Origin of the sequence: Corynebacterium guangdongense, from assembly GCF_030408915.1 — a bacterium.
Taxonomy (GTDB): Bacteria; Actinomycetota; Actinomycetes; order Mycobacteriales; family Mycobacteriaceae; genus Corynebacterium; species Corynebacterium guangdongense.
On sequence record NZ_CP047654.1, the window covers coordinates 2187531 to 2204407 of the forward strand.

The 16877-nt window shown below is 68.7% G+C and carries 15 protein-coding genes; 6 read left to right on the forward strand and 9 right to left on the reverse strand.

Annotated elements, in window-relative coordinates; translation table 11 throughout:
• Positions 1 to 358: 358 nt before the first annotated feature.
• The 3 genes from CGUA_RS10285 to CGUA_RS10295 form a co-directional block, all read right to left on the reverse strand.
• The gene (locus tag CGUA_RS10285) at positions 359 to 973 is read right to left on the reverse strand and encodes a TetR/AcrR family transcriptional regulator (protein ID WP_290195374.1); all 615 of its coding nucleotides are present in this window, start codon (positions 971 to 973) and stop codon (positions 359 to 361) included.
• Positions 974 to 1093: 120 nt separating this feature from the next.
• Positions 1094 to 1504: a nucleoside-diphosphate kinase gene (gene ndk / locus CGUA_RS10290; RefSeq protein ID WP_290195377.1), complete on the reverse strand. Its 411-nt coding sequence runs from the start codon at positions 1502 to 1504 to the stop codon at positions 1094 to 1096.
• Positions 1505 to 1532: 28 nt separating this feature from the next.
• Complete coding sequence (locus tag CGUA_RS10295; RefSeq protein WP_290195378.1) at positions 1533 to 1853, reverse strand: hypothetical protein; 321 nt, start codon at positions 1851 to 1853, stop codon at positions 1533 to 1535.
• A gap of 34 nt (positions 1854 to 1887) precedes the next feature.
• On the opposite strand from CGUA_RS10295, the gene CGUA_RS10300 reads away from it, so the two are divergent.
• From CGUA_RS10300 to CGUA_RS10315, 4 genes are all read left to right on the forward strand, one after another.
• Entirely contained in the window at positions 1888 to 2919 is a 1032-nt protein-coding gene (locus CGUA_RS10300) for a pirin family protein (protein WP_290195381.1), read from the forward strand.
• The gene (locus CGUA_RS10305) at positions 2916 to 3230 is read left to right on the forward strand and encodes a GNAT family N-acetyltransferase (protein ID WP_290195383.1); all 315 of its coding nucleotides are present in this window, start codon (positions 2916 to 2918) and stop codon (positions 3228 to 3230) included. Before CGUA_RS10300 ends, CGUA_RS10305 begins: the two co-directional genes overlap by 4 nt.
• Positions 3227 to 3715 (forward strand): carboxymuconolactone decarboxylase family protein, encoded by a 489-nt coding sequence (locus CGUA_RS10310; protein ID WP_290195384.1) that lies wholly within the window; start codon positions 3227 to 3229, stop codon positions 3713 to 3715. The genes CGUA_RS10305 and CGUA_RS10310 overlap by 4 nt, the downstream gene beginning before the upstream one ends.
• A gap of 328 nt (positions 3716 to 4043) precedes the next feature.
• Positions 4044 to 5381, forward strand: a complete 1338-nt coding sequence (locus CGUA_RS10315; RefSeq protein WP_290195386.1) for a PhoX family protein — start codon at positions 4044 to 4046, stop codon at positions 5379 to 5381.
• A 134-nt stretch (positions 5382 to 5515) separates the two neighbouring features.
• Here the strand turns inward: CGUA_RS10315 and CGUA_RS10320 are convergent, their stop codons facing one another.
• The 5 genes from CGUA_RS10320 to CGUA_RS10340 all read right to left on the reverse strand — a co-directional run bounded on the left by CGUA_RS10320 (position 5516) and on the right by CGUA_RS10340 (position 12881).
• Complete coding sequence (locus CGUA_RS10320) at positions 5516 to 5947, reverse strand: DUF4233 domain-containing protein (protein ID WP_290195388.1); 432 nt, start codon at positions 5945 to 5947, stop codon at positions 5516 to 5518.
• Positions 5944 to 7359: a bifunctional tetrahydrofolate synthase/dihydrofolate synthase gene (folC, locus tag CGUA_RS10325; RefSeq protein ID WP_374725075.1), complete on the reverse strand. Its 1416-nt coding sequence runs from the start codon at positions 7357 to 7359 to the stop codon at positions 5944 to 5946. The genes CGUA_RS10320 and folC overlap by 4 nt, the downstream gene beginning before the upstream one ends.
• A gap of 219 nt (positions 7360 to 7578) precedes the next feature.
• On the reverse strand, positions 7579 to 10299 hold the full coding sequence (locus CGUA_RS10330; RefSeq protein ID WP_290195390.1) for a valine--tRNA ligase: 2721 nt from the start codon (positions 10297 to 10299) through the stop codon (positions 7579 to 7581).
• A 58-nt stretch (positions 10300 to 10357) separates the two neighbouring features.
• On the reverse strand, positions 10358 to 11839 hold the full coding sequence (locus CGUA_RS10335; protein ID WP_290195392.1) for an Hsp70 family protein: 1482 nt from the start codon (positions 11837 to 11839) through the stop codon (positions 10358 to 10360).
• A gap of 61 nt (positions 11840 to 11900) precedes the next feature.
• Positions 11901 to 12881 (reverse strand): malate dehydrogenase, encoded by a 981-nt coding sequence (locus CGUA_RS10340; protein ID WP_290195394.1) that lies wholly within the window; start codon positions 12879 to 12881, stop codon positions 11901 to 11903.
• 310 nt (positions 12882 to 13191) lie between these two features.
• Here CGUA_RS10340 and CGUA_RS10345 point away from each other — a divergent pair, with 310 nt between their 5' ends.
• Positions 13192 to 13992, forward strand: a complete 801-nt coding sequence (locus CGUA_RS10345; protein WP_290195396.1) for a TetR/AcrR family transcriptional regulator — start codon at positions 13192 to 13194, stop codon at positions 13990 to 13992.
• 53 nt (positions 13993 to 14045) lie between these two features.
• On the opposite strand, the gene clpX is transcribed toward CGUA_RS10345, so the two are convergent.
• Complete coding sequence (gene clpX / locus CGUA_RS10350) at positions 14046 to 15362, reverse strand: ATP-dependent Clp protease ATP-binding subunit ClpX (RefSeq protein ID WP_290195398.1); 1317 nt, start codon at positions 15360 to 15362, stop codon at positions 14046 to 14048.
• 216 nt (positions 15363 to 15578) lie between these two features.
• Here clpX and CGUA_RS10355 point away from each other — a divergent pair, with 216 nt between their 5' ends.
• Positions 15579 to 16874, forward strand: coding sequence for a benzoate/H(+) symporter BenE family transporter (locus CGUA_RS10355; RefSeq protein WP_290195400.1), 1296 nt, complete (start codon positions 15579 to 15581; stop codon positions 16872 to 16874).
• Positions 16875 to 16877: the final 3 nt, after the last annotated feature.

The window sequence follows — 16877 nt, forward strand, 5'->3', positions numbered from 1 at the left end:
CGGGGTTCCGGGCGCTGGCAGGTCTCCCGGCTGAAACAGCCCAGGGTCCGTGCCGCCGCCTCACGGAGCGACAGTGCGGTTCCGGGGTCATGCGTCAACACGTGTGCAGTTGTAGAAAGTTTCTCCGCGGCCGCCCCCCGTTGCGGGAGACAACCACTGCGGTCCATTGTGTCACACCCGCACCCGTTCCTGCCCGCCGTCATGCCGGCAGTCGACCGGGCCGCCCCTGCGGTGGCGCCGCGGGGCCATTACGACGGGGCGACGCCGCAGGCCGGCTTCCTGGGCGACGGCCTGCGGGAAGGAGACCTGGGCGGGAGCGGTGCCCGGGCACCCGGCCGGTGACGGGGTCGGGTGGGCGCTACTCCGCGCAGCGACCCAGCAGTTCCACGAGATTGTCTCGGGTCGTCCCGACGCAGTCGGCGTCACGGTCGACCATGCACAGGACCACGGCTCCGGCGACGGTGACGATGACCGAGTCGGCGCTGAACTTCGCGAACCCGGTCGCTTCCAGGGCGGCGGCGATGTCGGCGCGGAGCTGGTCGCAGGGGCTGCGGAGGGAGTCGTTGAGTTCCTCGGATTCACGGGTGCAGTCGACGCCCGTCGCCAGCCAGCTGCGCAGCGCGGATTCCGAGACGCAGTGGCCGAGGAGGACCTCGAGAAGCAGGTCGGCGGCCTGCTCCGGAGTCGTGGGGGCGCTGACCTTCTCAATCAGCTGCAGGGCGTGCCGGTGGCGCCGGTCGCCCAGCCGGGCGATCGCAGTGGCCACCAACTCTTCGCGGGTGTTGTAGTAGTAGCCGATGGACCCGACCGGGACGCCGGCGCGGGCCGCCACCTGGCGGTGGGTGACGCCACGAAGGCTGTTCTCCAGCATCAGCTCGGCGGCGGCGTCAAGGATCAGACGCTTCTTCTCCAGCGCCCGGGTCTGCTGCCCGCGCCGGACAACCGCCGTGTCACACTCTCTCGCCGAACTCATGCACGATAACTTATTAAATCCGGGGGCCGTTGGCAATTTTGCGTGGGTCACCCGGCGCGTCGGCCGGAAAACGTCGAGACCGCACCCCGGCAACAGGATGCGGTCTCGACGGAGGAAAACCTAGAGGTTCGGGAACCAGATGCCGATCTCGCGCTCAGCGGACTCCGGGGAGTCGGAACCGTGGACGACGTTCTCGCCGACGGTCAGGGCGAAGTCGCCGCGGATGGTGCCCGGGGTGGCCTTGGACACCGGGTCGGTGCCGCCGGCCAGCTGACGCCACGCCTCGATGGCACGCTCACCCTCGACGACGCCGGCGATCAGCGGAGCGGAGGTGATGAACTCGACGAGCTCGCCGAAGAACGGACGCTCCTTGTGCTCCTCGTAGTGCTTCTCCGCGGTCTCGCGGTCCGTGACGCGCAGGTCCAGAGCCGCGAGCTTGAGGCCCTTGCGCTCGATGCGGGCGATGATCTCGCCGACGTGGCCGTTGGCGACGCCGTCCGGCTTGATAAGGATGAGAGTACGTTCAGTCATGGCCGACACTCTACCGTCCGCCCCGCGCTTACTTCAGCTCACGGACAATCCGACCGGCTTTCTCGGGGGTGGCCTGGGGGTACCACATGCGCAGCTGGGCGATGGCGCCGGCCGTATCCCCCTCGTCGCGCTTGGCCCGGAGGACGTCGCGGCGCTCATCACTCAGGACGATGGGCTTCGGCTCGTTCTCGCCCGCCCGGACGAGGAACCCGAGGACCAGCGCGCCGCCCGCGATGACCATGGCCGCCGTCGTCGTCCAGTCCGGCGAGCCCAGGAACTCCGAGAGAATCGCCACAATGGAGAAGACGGCCGCCAACCCGAACGCCGCCCACATCAACACCTTCTTCATGGCAACAACCCTAATACCTGGATAGGATGATGACATGTCTACTACCGAGGAGAACCCGCCCGAGATTCAACTGCAGCCGCGCGAGGCCACCTGCGCCGACGGCGCCCGGGTCGAGATCATCACCGCCCGCGAGGTCCCGCTGGGCGGCCCCCGAGCCATGACCGTCTACCGCACGCTGCCCCAGAAACAGCGCTCACTCATCGGAGCCTGGTGCTTCGCCGACCACTACGGCCCCGACGACGTCTCCGCCACCGGGGGCATGGACGTCGCGGTCCATCCCCACACCGGCCTGCAGACCGTCTCCTGGCTCTTCGAGGGCGAGGTCACCCACCACGACTCCGGCAACCACCACGCCGTCGTCCTGCCCGGCGAAGTCAACTTCATGACCGCCGGCGCCGGCATCTGCCACTCCGAGGTCTCCACCCAGGCCACCACCGTCCTGCACGGGGTGCAGCTGTGGACCGTGCTGCCCGACCACGCCCGCCACGGCGAGCGCCGCTTCGACCACTACGCCCCCGCGCTGCTCGAGCTCGACGGCGGCCAGGCGCTCGTCTTCGTCGGCTCGCTGTTCGGCGAGACCTCCCCCATCCCCACCTTCACCCCGCTCGTCGGCGCGGAGCTGCGCGTCGACGCCGGCGCCACCCTCGAGGTGGAGCTCAACCCCGGCTTCGAGCACGGCCTGCTTGTCGACGCCGGGGACGTGGACGTGGAAGGCGCCGTCGTCCGGCCCCGTGAGCTCGCCTACGCCGGCACCGGCGAAACCCGCCTGCGCATCCGCAACAACGGCCCCGAGAAGGCCCGACTGGTGCTCATCGGCGGCGAGCCCTTCACCGAGGACGTCGTCATGTGGTGGAACTTCATCGGCCGCGACCACACCGAAATCGCCCGTTACCGCGAGGAGTGGGAGAACCACTCGGAACGGTTCGGGGTGACCCACGGCTACATCTCCCACGACGCCGACGGTCTCGACCGCCTTCCCGCGCCGACGTTGCCCACGTCCCGGCTGCGCCCACGCACCAACCCCGAACCGGTCGCCCGGCCGGAGATGAGGATTGACCGATCATGACCGACTTAAATAGGGTCGGCGGCTCCTTCACGATCACCGCCGACGACGGCCACGTGGCCGGCCGCACCGACTTCCGCGACCGCGGCGACGAGCGGGTGTTCTTCCACACCGAGATCGACGACGCCTACGGCGGCCAGGGGCTGGCCGGCACGCTGGTCCGGGCCGCCCTCAGCGAGACCGCCGCCGAGGAGAAATCCATCGTCGCGGTCTGCCCCTTCGTCCGGGGCTGGCTGGAAAAGCACCCCGGCGAATTCAGCTGGCGCCGCCCCACCCCCGAAGACATCGACTGGATTAAGGATCAGCTCTCGTGACCGACCACACCCCCACCCCCAAGCACGGCCCCTACCTGGACAAGTACTTCCCGCAGATCGCCAAGGCACAGAACAACGTCGTCACCCAGCTCAAGAAGATCTACCCCGAGGTCGACCTCGGCCGTGACCTCATCGAGCTGGCCATGGTCCGCGTCAGCCAGATCAACGGCTGCGGCGCCTGCCTGTCGGTGCACGTCCCCGCCGCTCGCCGCGCCGGCGTCCCCCAGAACAAGCTCGACGTCCTGCCCGCCTGGCGCGAACTGGACGGCTACTTCAGCGAGCAGGAGTACGCCGCCCTCGAGCTGGCCGAGGAGATCACCCTCCTGCCGGCCGGGAAGCGCCACGCCGACGCGCCGCTGCGCGCCATGAGGGTCTTCGCCGAGGAGCAGGTCGCCGCGCTCGAATGGGCCATCATCCACATCAACACCTACAACCGCATCTCGATCTTCTCCGGCCACCCGCCGGTTTTCCGCGAGGAGGCCTGACCGCCCACCCTCTGCGGATTCGGCGACCACGCACGAGTGGCCCACGAATCCATTCCCCGGACCCCGAGGCCCGCGTCCCCACCAGGGAGGACGCGGGCCTCGTACTTTCCGGCGCCCCGCCGCGCACCCCCCGGGGACCGCAACTCGCGCTGCGCAACCGGGGACCTTCTATTAGTCTCCCCTTTTGCACGACGATTGGTTTTTAAAACCAGACTATGGATTCGTGCCATGGTAGGGGGTGCCCATGAGCGCCCCCAGCCATGTCTCCATTCACTTTTGCCCTGGGTCGCACCACGGCTCACGCACGACGACGAGGATTACCCCCGATATGACGATCACCCCTGCCAACCTGGGCCGCCGCGGATTCCTGAAGACCGCCGGAGCATTCAGCGCCGCCACGGCCCTGTCCGCCCTGATGAGCCAGACCGCCCAGGCCGCCGAGGGCCGCAAGAACGGCGTCGACACCATGCAGGCCCCCAACAACGGCGGCTACGGCCCGCTCCAGCCCGCCCCGGGCGGCGAGCTTCTCCTCCCGGCCGGCTTCACCTACGTCGCCTTCGGCCACACCGGCACCCCGATGAGCGACGGCACCCCGACCCCGGGAATGCACGACGGCATGGCCGCTTTCCAGGGCGAGAACGGGATGATCAACCTCGTCCGCAACCACGAGAACAACCAGGGCCCCGCCTTCGGCGAGAACCCCTACGACCCGCAGGCCGCGGGCGGCACCACCAACCTGGTCTTCGACCCGGTCAAGATGGAGCTCGTCGCCGCCTACCCGTCGCTGACCGGCACCATCCGCAACTGCGCCGGTGGCCCGACCCTCAACGGCACCTGGCTGACCTGTGAGGAGACCTTCACCGGCCTCGACGTCGAGACCCCGCACGGTTACGTCTTCGAGGTCCCTGCCGACGCCACCTCCCCGATCGAGGCCGTCCCGATCAAGGAGATGGGCCGCTTCACCCACGAGGCCGTCGCCATCGATCCGGCCACCGGCATCGTCTACCAGACCGAGGACCGCGGCACCTCCGGCTTCTACCGCTTCGTGCCCAACGACCGCAACGACCTCACCGCGGGTGGCAAGCTGCAGATGATGGCGATCAAGGCGCGCCCGAACTACGACACCCGCTACAGCCAGAACGCCGGCCGGCCGCTGCCCTGCGAGTGGGTCGACATCAACGAGCCGGACCCGGACAGCACCGACTCCCTGGCCGTGTTCAAGCAGGGCTGGGAGCAGGGCGGCGCGGTCTTCGCCCGCCTGGAGGGCGCCTGGTACGGCGACGGCTCCGTCTACATCAACTCCACCAGCGGCGGCGACGCCGGCCTGGGCCAGGTCTGGCGCTTCACCCCGCGCGGCAACTCCGGCGGCCAGCTTGAGCTGGTCTACGAGTCCATCGACCCGGACGTGCTGGAGAGCCCGGACAACCTGTGCGTGTCCCCCAACACCGGCGGCCTCGTCCTGTGCGAGGACGGCAGCGGCAAGGACCTGCTGCGCGGCGTGACCACGGACGGCCAGATCTTCGATCTCGCCGAACTGAACTCCGACAGCACCAGCGAGCTCGCCGGCGCCACCTTCAGCCCGGACGGCTCCATCCTGTTCTTCAACGTTCAGAGCCCGGGCATCACCTACGCGATCACCGGACCGTGGGGCAACGGCGCCCTCTAAACCCGGCTGTCGTGGCCTGATCACGCACACGTGTGCGTGATCGCCCGGGCCACCGCAGGTGCCTGGATCCGGAAAAACCCGTGCCCCACCGGTTGGTGGGCCACGGGTTTTTCGGGCGTCGGGAAGCGGCGGGGCTACTTCGCGTCCAGGTGCTGGGTGGTCAGCAGGCCGCGGCGCATGCGCTCGATGAGATTCCGGCGCAGGGTCAGCACGTACCACCAGACCAGGATGAAGATCACCACGACCACACCGATGGACCAGTGGATGAGGAAGCCGGCCAGCCCGATGACCTGCAGGACCAGCGCGGCCGGCAGTCCCCAGCTGAAACGCTGAAGGAAGGCCAGCACCAGGTGGGCCAGGGCTAGCCCGCCGACGAACGCGATGTTCGGGGTGGTCCACATGGCGCCGGCGTCCACCTTGAGGATGACCAGCATCGCCAGGCCGAGGACGATGGCCTCCATGATCAGGGTGCCCGACAGCACGCCGCGCAGACCCTTCAACGGGTCCTTCGCCGGGGCGTGGCCCGGGCCGAGGGGGCCCACCTCGGGGGAATCGGTGCTGCTCATTGCGGGTCCTTTCCGAACATGGTGCGGGCCTCGCCGGCGGTGACGACCGAGCCGGTGATGATCACGCCGGCGCCCGACTGGAGGTCGGCGTCCTCGGCGAGTTCCACGGCCAGGGCGTAGGCGCCGGGGAGCGACTCGTCGACGTGGACGCGTTCCTCGCCGAAGATGTCGCGGGCGGTCTCGGCCAGCTCGTAGGCGTCGATGGCGCGCGGCGAGGAGTTCTGGGTGACGACGACCTCGCTGAGGTACGGCTCCAGCTCGCGCAGGATGCCGGCGTGGTCCTTGTCGTCGAGGACGCCGATCACGCCGATGAGGCGGGAGAAGTCGAAGTCGCGGTCCAGGGCCAGGCCCAGCGCGTGGGCTCCGTGCGGGTTGTGGGCGGCGTCGATGAAGGTGGTCGGTGTCGAGCGCACGCGCTCGAGGCGGCCGGGAGAGGTGACCGTCGCGAAGCCTTCGCGCACGGTCTCCAGGTCGAGGGTGCGTCCCCCGCCGGCGCCGAAGAAGGTCTCGACGGCGGCGAGCGCCACCGCGGCGTTGCGGGCCTGGTGCTCTCCCGCCAGCGGCAGGAAGAGATCCTCGTACCGGCCGGCGATGCCGCGCAGGGTCATCGTCTGGCCGCCGACGGCGACCGCCGACTCGACGACCCCGAACTCCACGCCCGCGCGGGCGACGGAGGCGTCGACGTCGACGGCGCGCTGGAGAATGACGTTCATGGCCTCCGGCTCCTGCTCCGCGATGACGGCGACATTGTCCGGCGGGCTGAGCAGATCGTCGGCGTCCCAGCGGGACTTGATGATGCCCGCCTTCTCCGCCGCCACCTGCTCGATGGTGTCGCCGAGGTAGTCGGCGTGGTCCAGCCCGACCGGCATGACGACGCTGACGTCGGCGTTGATGACGTTGGTGGCGTCCCAGGTCCCGCCCATGCCGACCTCGACGACGGCGACGTCGACCGGGGCGTCCGCGAAGGCCGCGTAGGCGATGGCGGTGAGCACCTCGAACTTGCTCATCGGCACGTCAGAGCGGGCGTCGACGAGCTCGACGAAGGGCTTGATCTCCTCCCAGACGCGGACGAAGTCGGCCGGGTGGATCGGCTCACCGTCGATGGCGACGCGCTCGGTCACCAGCTGCAGGTGCGGGCTGGTGGTCCGGCCGGTGCGACGGTGGAAGGCACGCAGCAGCGACTCGATCATGCGCACGGTCGAGGTCTTGCCGTTGGTGCCGGCGACGTGAATGGAGCGGAAGGAGCGCTGCGGGGAGCCCAGGAAATCCATGAGCATCTCCATGCGATCCAGGCTCGGCTCGATCTTGGTCTCGGGCCAGCGCTGGTTGAGCTCCGCGTCGGCGGTCGCCAGCGCGATGAGATCCTCCTCGCTCACCTCGCGGGAGGGAGCCTCCTCGCGCTGCTCGTCGATGTTGGCGCCGCCCAGATTGAGGGTGATGCCGGCCTCGGTGACCTCGACGCGCCCGAACTCGTTGGTCGGATCGAGTTCCTGGTCCAGATCATCCAGGTCCTCCGGATCCTGGGGGTCCTCGAGATCCTCCTCACCGAGGGCCGCGTCGCCCAGCTGACGCTTGAGCTGCTCCAGCCGCGCGAGCTCCTCGGGGGTGAGCTCCGATTCCTTGTCAGCCACTTACTTCAGCCCCTCCAGGCGCGCGGTGAGGCGATCGACCTCTTCCTGGGCGATCTTCTGGCGGCCACGAATTTCCTCGACGACGTGGTCCGGCGCCTTGGCCAGGAAATTTTCGTTGCCCAGCTTCTTGCCCGTGTTGTCGAGTTCCTTGGCGGCGTTGGCCAGTTCCTTCTCCAGGCGCTTGCGCTCGGCGTCCTTGTCGACGGTGCCGGAGGTGTCCACGGCCACCTCGATGGTGGCCTGGGACAGGCGCAGCTCCAGGGTCGCGGAGACCTCGAAGTCCTCGCCCGGGACCTCGGCACGGACCAGGCTGCGCACGGCCTCCTCCTGGCCGGCCAGGTCAGCGGCGCGGAAGTCGATCCGCGCCGGGACCTTCTGGGAGGGCTTGAGGCCCTGGTCGGAGCGGAAGCGACGCAGCTCGGTCACCAGCTTCTGGGTGTCGGCCAGGCGACGGGCGGCGACCTCGTCGGTGGCGACGCCGCCGTTGGTGTCCGCCGCGCCCGGCCACGGGGCGATGACGATGGACTCCTCCCCGGTCAGCGTGGTCCACAGGACCTCCGTGACGAAAGGCATCGACGGGTGCAGCAGTCGCAGGATGACGTCGAGGACGCGGCCCAGGACGATCTGGGTGTTCTCCGCGCTCCGGCGTGACGCGACGTCGGCCGCCTCCCGCGGGATCTGGGTCTTGGCGATCTCCAGGTACCAGTCGCAGAAGTCGTCCCACGTGAAGTGGTAGAGTTCCTCGTTGGCCTTGGCGAACTGGTAGTCGTCGAGGTAGGCGTCCACCCGGGAGCGGACCTGCTCGAGGCGGTCGAGGATCCAGCGGTCGGCGTCGGTGAGCTCCTCGCGCGGCGGCAGCTCGTCGACGGCGGCGCCGTTCATGAGGGCGAACTTGGTGGCGTTGAAGAGCTTGGTCGCGAAGTTGCGGGAGCTCTGGGCGTTGTCCTCGCCGATCGGCAGGTCGACGCCCGGGTTGGCGCCGCGGGCCAGGGCGAAGCGCAGCGCGTCGGCGCCGAACTTCTCCACCCAGTCCATCGGGTCGATGCCGTTGCCGAGGGACTTGGACATCTTGCGACCGTGCTCGTCGCGGACCAGGCCGTGCAGGTAGAGGTCGTGGAACGGGATCTGCGGGCGCCCGTCGGTCCCGGCGCCCAGCACCTCGGGGGTGATCGAGCCGGCGAAGGTGCCGAACATCATCATGCGCGCGACCCAGAAGAAGAGGATGTCGTAGGCGGTGACCAGCACGTTGGTCGGGTAGAACTTCTCCAGATCCGGGGTCTTGTCCGGCCAGCCGAGCGTGGAGAAGGGCCACAGCGCGGAGGAGAACCACGTGTCGAGGACGTCCGGGTCCTGGGTGTAGCCCTCCGGGGCCTGCTCATCGGGGCCGACGCAGACGATCTCACCGTTGGGTCCGTACCAGATCGGGATGCGGTGGCCCCACCACAGCTGGCGCGAGATGGTCCAGTCGTGCATGTCGTCGACCCAGTCGAAGTAGCGCGGTTCCAGCGCCTGCGGGTGGACGGTGGTGTCGCCCTTACGGATGCCGTCGCCGGCCATCTGGGCGAGTTTGTCCACCTTGACGAACCACTGCAGCGACAGGCGGGGCTCGATGGCCTCGCCGGAGCGCTCGGAATGGCCGACGGAGTGGGTGTACGGGCGGATCTCCTTGACGATGCGCCCCATTCGGCTCAGCTCCTCGCGCACGGCGACGCGGGCCTCCTCGCGGGTCAGGCCGTCGAAGCGGGTGCCGGTGTCGCTGATGCGGCCGGTCTTGTCCATGATGGTCGGCATGTCCAGTCCGTGGCGCAGGCCCATGGCGTAGTCGTTCGGGTCGTGGGCCGGGGTGATCTTCACGGCGCCGGAGCCGAACTCGGGGTCGACGTAGTCGTCGGCGATGACCTTGAGCTTGAGGTCCTCGCGGAAGGGGTGGTCGAATTCCATGCCCACCAGATCCCGGTAGCGCTCGTCGTCCGGGTGGACGGCGATGGCGACGTCACCCAGCATCGTCTCGACCCGGGTGGTGGCCACCACCAGGTGCGGCTCGTCGTCGTTGAGCGAGCCGTAGCGAATGGAGACGAGTTCGCCGTCGACGTCCTTGTACACGACCTCGATGTCGGAGACGGCGGTCTCGAGCACGGGCGACCAGTTGACCAGTCGGTTGGCGCGGTAGATCATGCCGTTGTCGTAGAGCGCCTTGAAGATGGTCTGGACCGCGCGAGACAATCCCTCGTCCAGGGTGAAGCGGTCGCGGGACCAGTCGACGGAGTCGCCGATGGCGCGCATCTGGTTCTGGATGGCGCCGCCGTACTGCTCCTTCCATTCCCAGACCTTGTCGATGAAGTCCTCGCGGGAGTAGTCGTAGCGGTCCTTGCCCTCGGTCTCCTTGAGCATCTGCTCGACCTTGGTCTGCGTCGCGATGCCCGCGTGGTCCATGCCCGGCAGCCACAGGGTCTCGTAGCCCTGCATGCGCTTGCGGCGGATGATGGAGTCGATGAGCGTGTGATCGAGGGCGTGGCCCATGTGCAGCTGGCCGGTCACGTTCGGCGGCGGGAGCACGATCGAGAACCCGGGCTTGTCGCTGGTGGCGTCGGCGTGGAAATAGCCGCGCTCCTCCCAGCGCTGGTACAGCCCAGACTCGTGGTCGGACGGCTCCCACGACTTCGGAAGCGCATCGGCGCGGTTGACTCCCAGGTTCTTGTTCGCTTCAGTCACGCGGACCATCCTAGCCGGTGGCCACGCCCACGCCCTCACCCCGGGCCACCTGTGCTCCCGGCGCTTCTCAGCGCGCGACGGTGAGGCCGATCTCCGGGACCTCGATGGTTATCGACGCGATGCCGTCCGAGCTCACGCGGATCTTCTCGATGACCTCTGGGCCGTGGTCACGGCGCTCCACCGGGACCCGGGAGAGGTCGCGGCCGGCGGGAAGTCCGCGCTCGAAGGGCACGGCGATCTCGCTGAGGAGGCTGACGTCCCCCGGGTGGCCCTCCCCGTCGATGGCGGTGAACTCGACGAAACGGAAGATGCCGACGTTGTGCGCGGCCCGGTAGCGGCGCTGGATGCGGATGACGCCGTCGTCGTCGGGCTCAGAGTCGACGGTGACCAGCGGGTCGAAGGCCACCGCGTTGCCGCTGTCCCGCTCCCGGAAGACGCCAATGCCGCGGGCGCGCTTGTCGTGGAGGTTCATGTCGGTGCCCGGATCCGCGGCGATGGCCAGTCCCACGGCGGTGGAGGCGCCCGGCATGGGTGACCGGTGCACGCGGCGGGAGTAGCGTTCCCGGACGACCCGCGGAACCAGCGGCAGCTGGGAGCCGCCGCCGACCAGGTAAATGCCGGCGATGTCGGTGTCGGTCAACGACTCCTCGTGTCCGATGACCTCCGCCAGCACCTCCATGGTCTGCTCCACCAGGGGCTCGGCCCGACCGTAGAACTCCTCGGTGCTGACGATGGCGTCCTGGCCGCCGAGCTCGAGGATCATCCGGCGGGTCTGGGGACGCAGGCGTTCCTTGGCGGAGCGGGCCTCGTCGAGCAGTCGGCGCTGGACGCGGTCGCCGAGGGCGACGTCGGCGGAGCCGATCTTCTCCAGCGCGAGGTCGAGCAGCACGGCGTCGAAATCGTCGCCGCCCAGGCGGCTGACCCCGCGGGAGTTGGTGACGCGGTGTTCAGCGGCCTCGATGGTGACCAGCGAGACGTCGAAGGTGCCGCCGCCGAGGTCGTAGACGAGGATCGACTGTCGGCGACTGTTGAGGGTTCGGCCGTGGCGGTGCGTGTACTCGAAGGCCGCGGCGGAGGGCTCGTTGACGAGGCCCAGCACGCCGATGCCTGCGCGGGTGAAGGCGTCGATGGTGAGCAGACGCTGGGCGCTGGAGGCGTTGGCGGGGACGCCGAGCATGGCCATGATGCCGCCCGTCTCCCCCAGGTCATTCTGGTACTGGCGGATCGTGCGGGCGGCCTCCTGGGCGATCGCGAGCAGGACCTCGCTCAGCGGGCGGCTCTCGAGACCGATGCGCACCGGCGTCGACGCCGTCACGTCCTCGGCGCCCAGCAGCCGCTTGAAGGAGCGCGCGAAGTCCGCGCCCTCGAGGGCCGCGGCCTCCCAGCCGGCGACGAGTTTCCCGCCGTTGGCCTCGTCGATGGCCACCACGGAGGGGATGTAGTCGTGGTAGTCGCCGTGCGCGTCCTCACATCCCAGCACCGGATAATTACCTCGGTCCACCGCTGCGATGACCGTGCGGGTGGTGCCGAAATCAATTCCGAAGCGCATGTGGGGTGACCTCGTCTTACTGGGATATCTTGCTGGGCTGGCAAATGGTGTGCATGCCAGACTAGCCGAGGAGGTCGGCCACCGCGTCCCGTTCTTCACGAAGTTCTGCGACGGAGGCCTCGATACGGGCCTTCTGCTCCTCGCTGAGCTCCAGCCCCGGGACGATCTTCCAGGTGCCGCCCTCGGCGACGGTCGGGAAGCCCGCGATCAGCCCCTCGTCAATGCCGTAGGAGCCGTCAGAGACGATCGCCGCGGTGGCCCACTCGCCGTCGGTGCCGTGGATCCAGTCGCGCAGGTGGTCGACGGCGGCGGAGGCGGCGGAGGCTGCGGAAGACTTGCCACGCACCTCGATGATCTCGGCACCGCGCTTGGCGACGCGCGGAATGTACTCCTCGTAGTACCACTCGGCGGCGACCCGGACCGGCTCACCGTTGACCTCTGCCCAGGTCAGGTCCGGGAACTGGGTGGCGGAGTGGTTGCCCCACACGACGACCTTCGACAGGTCGCGGGTGCGGACCTCGAGCTTCTGTGCCAGCTGGGAGAGCGCCCGGTTATGGTCCAGGCGCATCATGCCGGTGAAGCGCTCGGACGGGACGTCGGGGGCGTTGCGCTGGGCGATGAGCGCGTTGGTGTTGGCCGGGTTCCCGACGACCAGGACGCGGATGTCCTCCGCGGCGTGATCGTTGATGGCCCTGCCCTGCGGGCCGAAGATGCCGCCGTTGGCCTGGAGCAGGTCGGCGCGCTCCATGCCCTTGGACCGCGGACGGGCGCCGACCAGCAGCGCCGAGTTGGCGCCGTCGAAGGCGACCGCCGGGTCGTCGGTGACGGTGATCTTTCCCATGTTCGGGAAAGCGGAGTCGCTCAGTTCCATGGCCACGCCCTCGGCCGCCCCGACGGCGGCCGGGATTTCCAGCAGGTTAAGATCCACGATCGTGTCCGGGCCGTAGACGGCGCCTCCGGCGATCTGCCACAGCAGCGAGTAGGCGATGTTCCCGGCGGCGCCGGTGACGGTGACGGTGGCGCGGTTCTGGGGGGTGGTCACGCTGTAATCCTCCTGGAGAGTCGGGGACGAACGCCCCAGCCCTCTCCGCGAGGATCTGCAGACGTCGACATTGGCACCATCCTAGCGATATTGCTAACCACCCCCGATATGGGCCAACCTGGGGCAAGAAACCCCTCATTCCTACCCCCGGTCGTCCTGCGATTATTCTTGTGTGTCGTCAACTTTCTGCGATCGGGCATCCCATCTCACCCACCCATGGGGCACGATGGACACCACATGTGGCCCGAACCAACGGCTGGAGATTCCGACACTCCACTTCCCACCGCAGCAACGATCAAGAGAGATACCGATGAGTAATCAGGAGTCAGGCATTCCCCAGGAGTCGGCGCAGTTCACCGCGTCCGGTGCCACGCCCCCGGCGGATTCCGCGGCGGCGCGGGTCACCAGCGTGGCGCTCGATTACTTCGCCGAATACGGCTACGAAGGGACCAAGCTGGAAAGCATCGCCCGCGACGCGGGGATGTCCAAGCGAATGATCCACTACCACTTCGGCGACAAGCGCGGGCTCTACGAGCAGGCGCTCATCGCGGCGATCAACCGTCTGCACCCGCTGCAGGACGCCTTCCTGGTGGAATCGGACGTCCCGGTCGAGGGCATGCGGGTGCTCGTCGACGCGCTCTTCGCCCAGTTCCTCCAGCACCCGGAGGCGGTGCGGATGATCGTCATGGAGAACCTCACCCAGGTGCTAGACATCGCCAGCCTCCCGCCCCTGTCGGATGAATCGACCATCAAGCTGCACGTGGACCGCCTGCTGCTCGCCGGCCAGGACGCCGGGGCCTTCCGCCCGGGCATCAGCGCCGACGACATCTTCACGCTGGTCGCCTCGCTGGCGTTCTACCGGGTCACCAACACCAGGACGACCGCCAACCTGTTCAACATCCACCTGGACAGCGAAGAGAACGTCGAGGGCGTCCACCGCATGATGATCGACTCGGTGCTGGCCTTCCTGACCTCGAACATCCCCAACACGGGCCAGGCCAGCTACCTGGTGGCCGACAACGTGAGCCTGGGCCGGGAGGATTCGAGCGCCGACGGGGGCCTCTACGATCCCTCCAGCACGGCCGACCTCTTCGACGAGCCCTACGAATAACGGATCAGGACAAGCACGGCCGACGCCCCGCCCGGGGCGTCGGCCGTGCGTCGTCAAGCGGTCTTTTCCTCTTCCTTCTCGTCGACGAGGACGAGCCGGGGCTCCGCCTCGCCGCGGACGACGGCGCCGGTGACGACGACCTCGGAGACGTCCTCGCGGTCCGGCACGTCGTACATGACCGGCACGAGCAGCTCCTCCATGATGGCGCGCAGGCCACGGGCGCCGGTGCCGCGCTCGAGGGCCTTGTCGGCGATGTCGCCGAGCGCGTCCTCCGTCAGCGTCAGGCTGACCCCGTCCATCTCGAAGAGGCGCTGGTACTGGCGCACGAGCGAGTTCCTCGGCTCGGTCAGGACGCGCACCAGGGACTCGCGGTCGAGTTCGGTGACCGTCGCGACGATCGGCAGGCGGCCGATGAACTCCGGAATGAGACCGAACTTGATCAGGTCCTCCGGACGGACCTGCGAGTACAGGTCGGCCTTCTCGCGGTCGGAGGCGGTTTCCAGCTCGGCGCCGAAACCGAGCCCCTTCTTGCCGACGCGCTCGCCGACGACCTTCTCCAGGCCGGCGAAGGCGCCCGCGACGATGAAGAGGATGTTGGAGGTGTCGAGCTGGATGAACTCCTGGTTCGGGTGCTTGCGCCCGCCCTGCGGCGGGATGGAGGCGACGGTGCCCTCGAGAATCTTCAGCAGCGCCTGCTGCACGCCCTCGCCGGAGACGTCGCGGGTGATCGACGGGTTGTCCGACTTGCGCGAGATCTTGTCGATCTCGTCGATGTAGATGATGCCGCGCTGCGCGCGCTCGACGTCGAAGTCCGCGGCCTGGAGCAGCTTGAGCAGGATGTTCTCCACGTCCTCGCCGACGTAGCCGGCCTCGGTGAGGCTGGTGGCGTCGGCGATGGCGAAGGGGACGTCCAGCAGACGCGCCAGGGTCTGGGCGAGGTAGGTCTTGCCCGAACCGGTCGGGCCGAGCAGCAGGATGTTCGACTTGGCGATCTCGATATGCTCGTCGCCGTCGGCGTCGCGGCGCTTCTTCGCCCGGGCGGAGACGTCCGCCCCGGCGATCTCCTCCGCCCGGATGCGCTTGTAGTGGTTGTAGACGGCGACGGACAGGACGCGCTTGGCGTCCTCCTGGCCGATGACGTAGCGGTCGAGGAAGGCGGAAATCTCCGAGGGCCGGGGCAGGGCGACCTCGTCGGCGGTCTCGGACGCCTGGGCCGCGCCGAGCTCCTCCTCGATGATCTCGTTGCACAGCTCGATGCACTCGTCGCAGATGTAGACGCCGCCACCGGCGATGAGCTTCTTCACCTGCTTCTGGCTCTTTCCGCAGAAGGAGCACTTGAGCAGGTCGGCGCTTTCTTGCATACGTGCCATTCGGGTTTCGGTCTCGCTTCGTGTCGGGAACGTGTGCCTTCACTCTAGTAAAGAGGTCAAGTCGGCCCACCCGGGCCATGCGCCCGCCCGTCGTGGACGGCGAGCGCCCGGACACCGGGGGTGATAGGACGGTTGCCCCAGCGACGCGGGTCGCTTCCCCTGGCAGACTGTCGACGATCGCCACGCCACCCAACACCCCAGACACGGAGGGCCCCGATGACGAACGTCGACAGCGACCTCTCGCAGGACACCGAACAGGACACCGAGCAGGGCGCCGGGTCCGCACCGACCCCCGCCTTCCCGCTCAGCGCGATTGAAAAGCCGCTCGCCCGGCCACCGGGCCTACGCGAGATCGCCCGCGACCTCACCCCGGAGGAGGCCGGCAACGGCCTGGTCGCGCTGATCTTCTCCGCCTCCGGCCCCCTGGCGGTGATTCTCGCCGCCGCCGCGGCGGGCGGGCTGAGCGCCGAGCAGTCCTCGTCGTGGATCTTCGGCGCCTTCTTCGGCAACGGCCTGCTCACCCTGTTTCTGACCTGGTACTACCGCAGCCCCCAGGCCTACTTCTGGACCATCCCGGGCACGGTCCTGGCCGGCGATGCGCTGACCCACCTCAGCTACGCGGAGGTCATCGGCGCCTATCTCGTCACCGGCGTCCTGGTCGCGGTCCTCGGCTGGACGGGCCTGGTGGGTCTGATCATGCGGGCCATCCCCCACTCGATCGTCATGGCGATGGTCGCCGGCGTCTTCCTGACCTTCGGACTCAACCTGGTCACCTCGACCGAGGCCTCCCCGCTGCTCGGCCTTCCCATGATCGCGGTATTCGTCGCCCTGTCGATGATGCCGCGTCTGGGCGCCGTCTTCCCGCCCGCCCTGGCCGCCGCCGTGGTGGGCACGGTCATCGCGATCGTCGCCGGCCGCTTCGAAGGGGACGTGCTGGCCGACGGCGTCATCGCCCGCCCGGTCCTCACCGCCCCGGAGTTCAGCGTCGCCGCCATCGTCGAGCTGGTCATTCCCCTGGCGATCACCGTCATCATCGTCCAGAACGGCCAGGGCGTGGCCGTCCTCAGCGCCGCCGGACACACGCAGGGCCCGAACCTCTCCGCCTTCGCCTCCGGCCTGTGGGCCATTCCCCAGGGCCTGATCGGCGCCTCCCCGACCTGCCTGACCGGCCCCACCAACGCCCTGCTCGTCACCTCCCGCCACGCCGAGCGCCACTACACCGCGGCGCTGACCAACGGCGCGACCGCTCTGCTGGTCGGCCTGATCGCCCCCATCACGGTCGCCTTCATGCTCGGCATGCCCGGCGAGTTCATCGCGGTGCTGGCCGGCGTCGCCATGCTGACCCCACTACGGGCGGCTTTCCTCGCGGCCTTCTCCGGCCGCACCTCCACCGGCGCGCTGGTCTGCCTGCTCGTCACCGTCGCCGACCTCACCCTGCTGGGAATCTCGGCGCCGTTCTGGGGCATCGTCATCGGCTGCCTCGTCGCCTGGCTGCTCGACCGCAGTTCCTGAGCC

Coding starts and splice junctions, on each gene's coding strand:
- CGUA_RS10285 (WP_290195374.1), bottom strand. CDS start 973: ATGAGTTCGGCGAGAGAGTGTGACACGGCGGTTGTCCGGCGCGGGCAG.
- ndk (WP_290195377.1), bottom strand. CDS start 1,504: ATGACTGAACGTACTCTCATCCTTATCAAGCCGGACGGCGTCGCCAAC.
- CGUA_RS10295 (WP_290195378.1), bottom strand. CDS start 1,853: ATGAAGAAGGTGTTGATGTGGGCGGCGTTCGGGTTGGCGGCCGTCTTC.
- CGUA_RS10300 (WP_290195381.1), top strand. CDS start 1,888: ATGTCTACTACCGAGGAGAACCCGCCCGAGATTCAACTGCAGCCGCGC.
- CGUA_RS10305 (WP_290195383.1), top strand. CDS start 2,916: ATGACCGACTTAAATAGGGTCGGCGGCTCCTTCACGATCACCGCCGAC.
- CGUA_RS10315 (WP_290195386.1), top strand. CDS start 4,044: ATGACGATCACCCCTGCCAACCTGGGCCGCCGCGGATTCCTGAAGACC.
- CGUA_RS10320 (WP_290195388.1), bottom strand. CDS start 5,947: ATGAGCAGCACCGATTCCCCCGAGGTGGGCCCCCTCGGCCCGGGCCAC.
- CGUA_RS10330 (WP_290195390.1), bottom strand. CDS start 10,299: ATGGTCCGCGTGACTGAAGCGAACAAGAACCTGGGAGTCAACCGCGCC.
- CGUA_RS10335 (WP_290195392.1), bottom strand. CDS start 11,839: ATGCGCTTCGGAATTGATTTCGGCACCACCCGCACGGTCATCGCAGCG.
- CGUA_RS10345 (WP_290195396.1), top strand. CDS start 13,192: ATGAGTAATCAGGAGTCAGGCATTCCCCAGGAGTCGGCGCAGTTCACC.
- clpX (WP_290195398.1), bottom strand. CDS start 15,362: ATGGCACGTATGCAAGAAAGCGCCGACCTGCTCAAGTGCTCCTTCTGC.
- CGUA_RS10355 (WP_290195400.1), top strand. CDS start 15,579: ATGACGAACGTCGACAGCGACCTCTCGCAGGACACCGAACAGGACACC.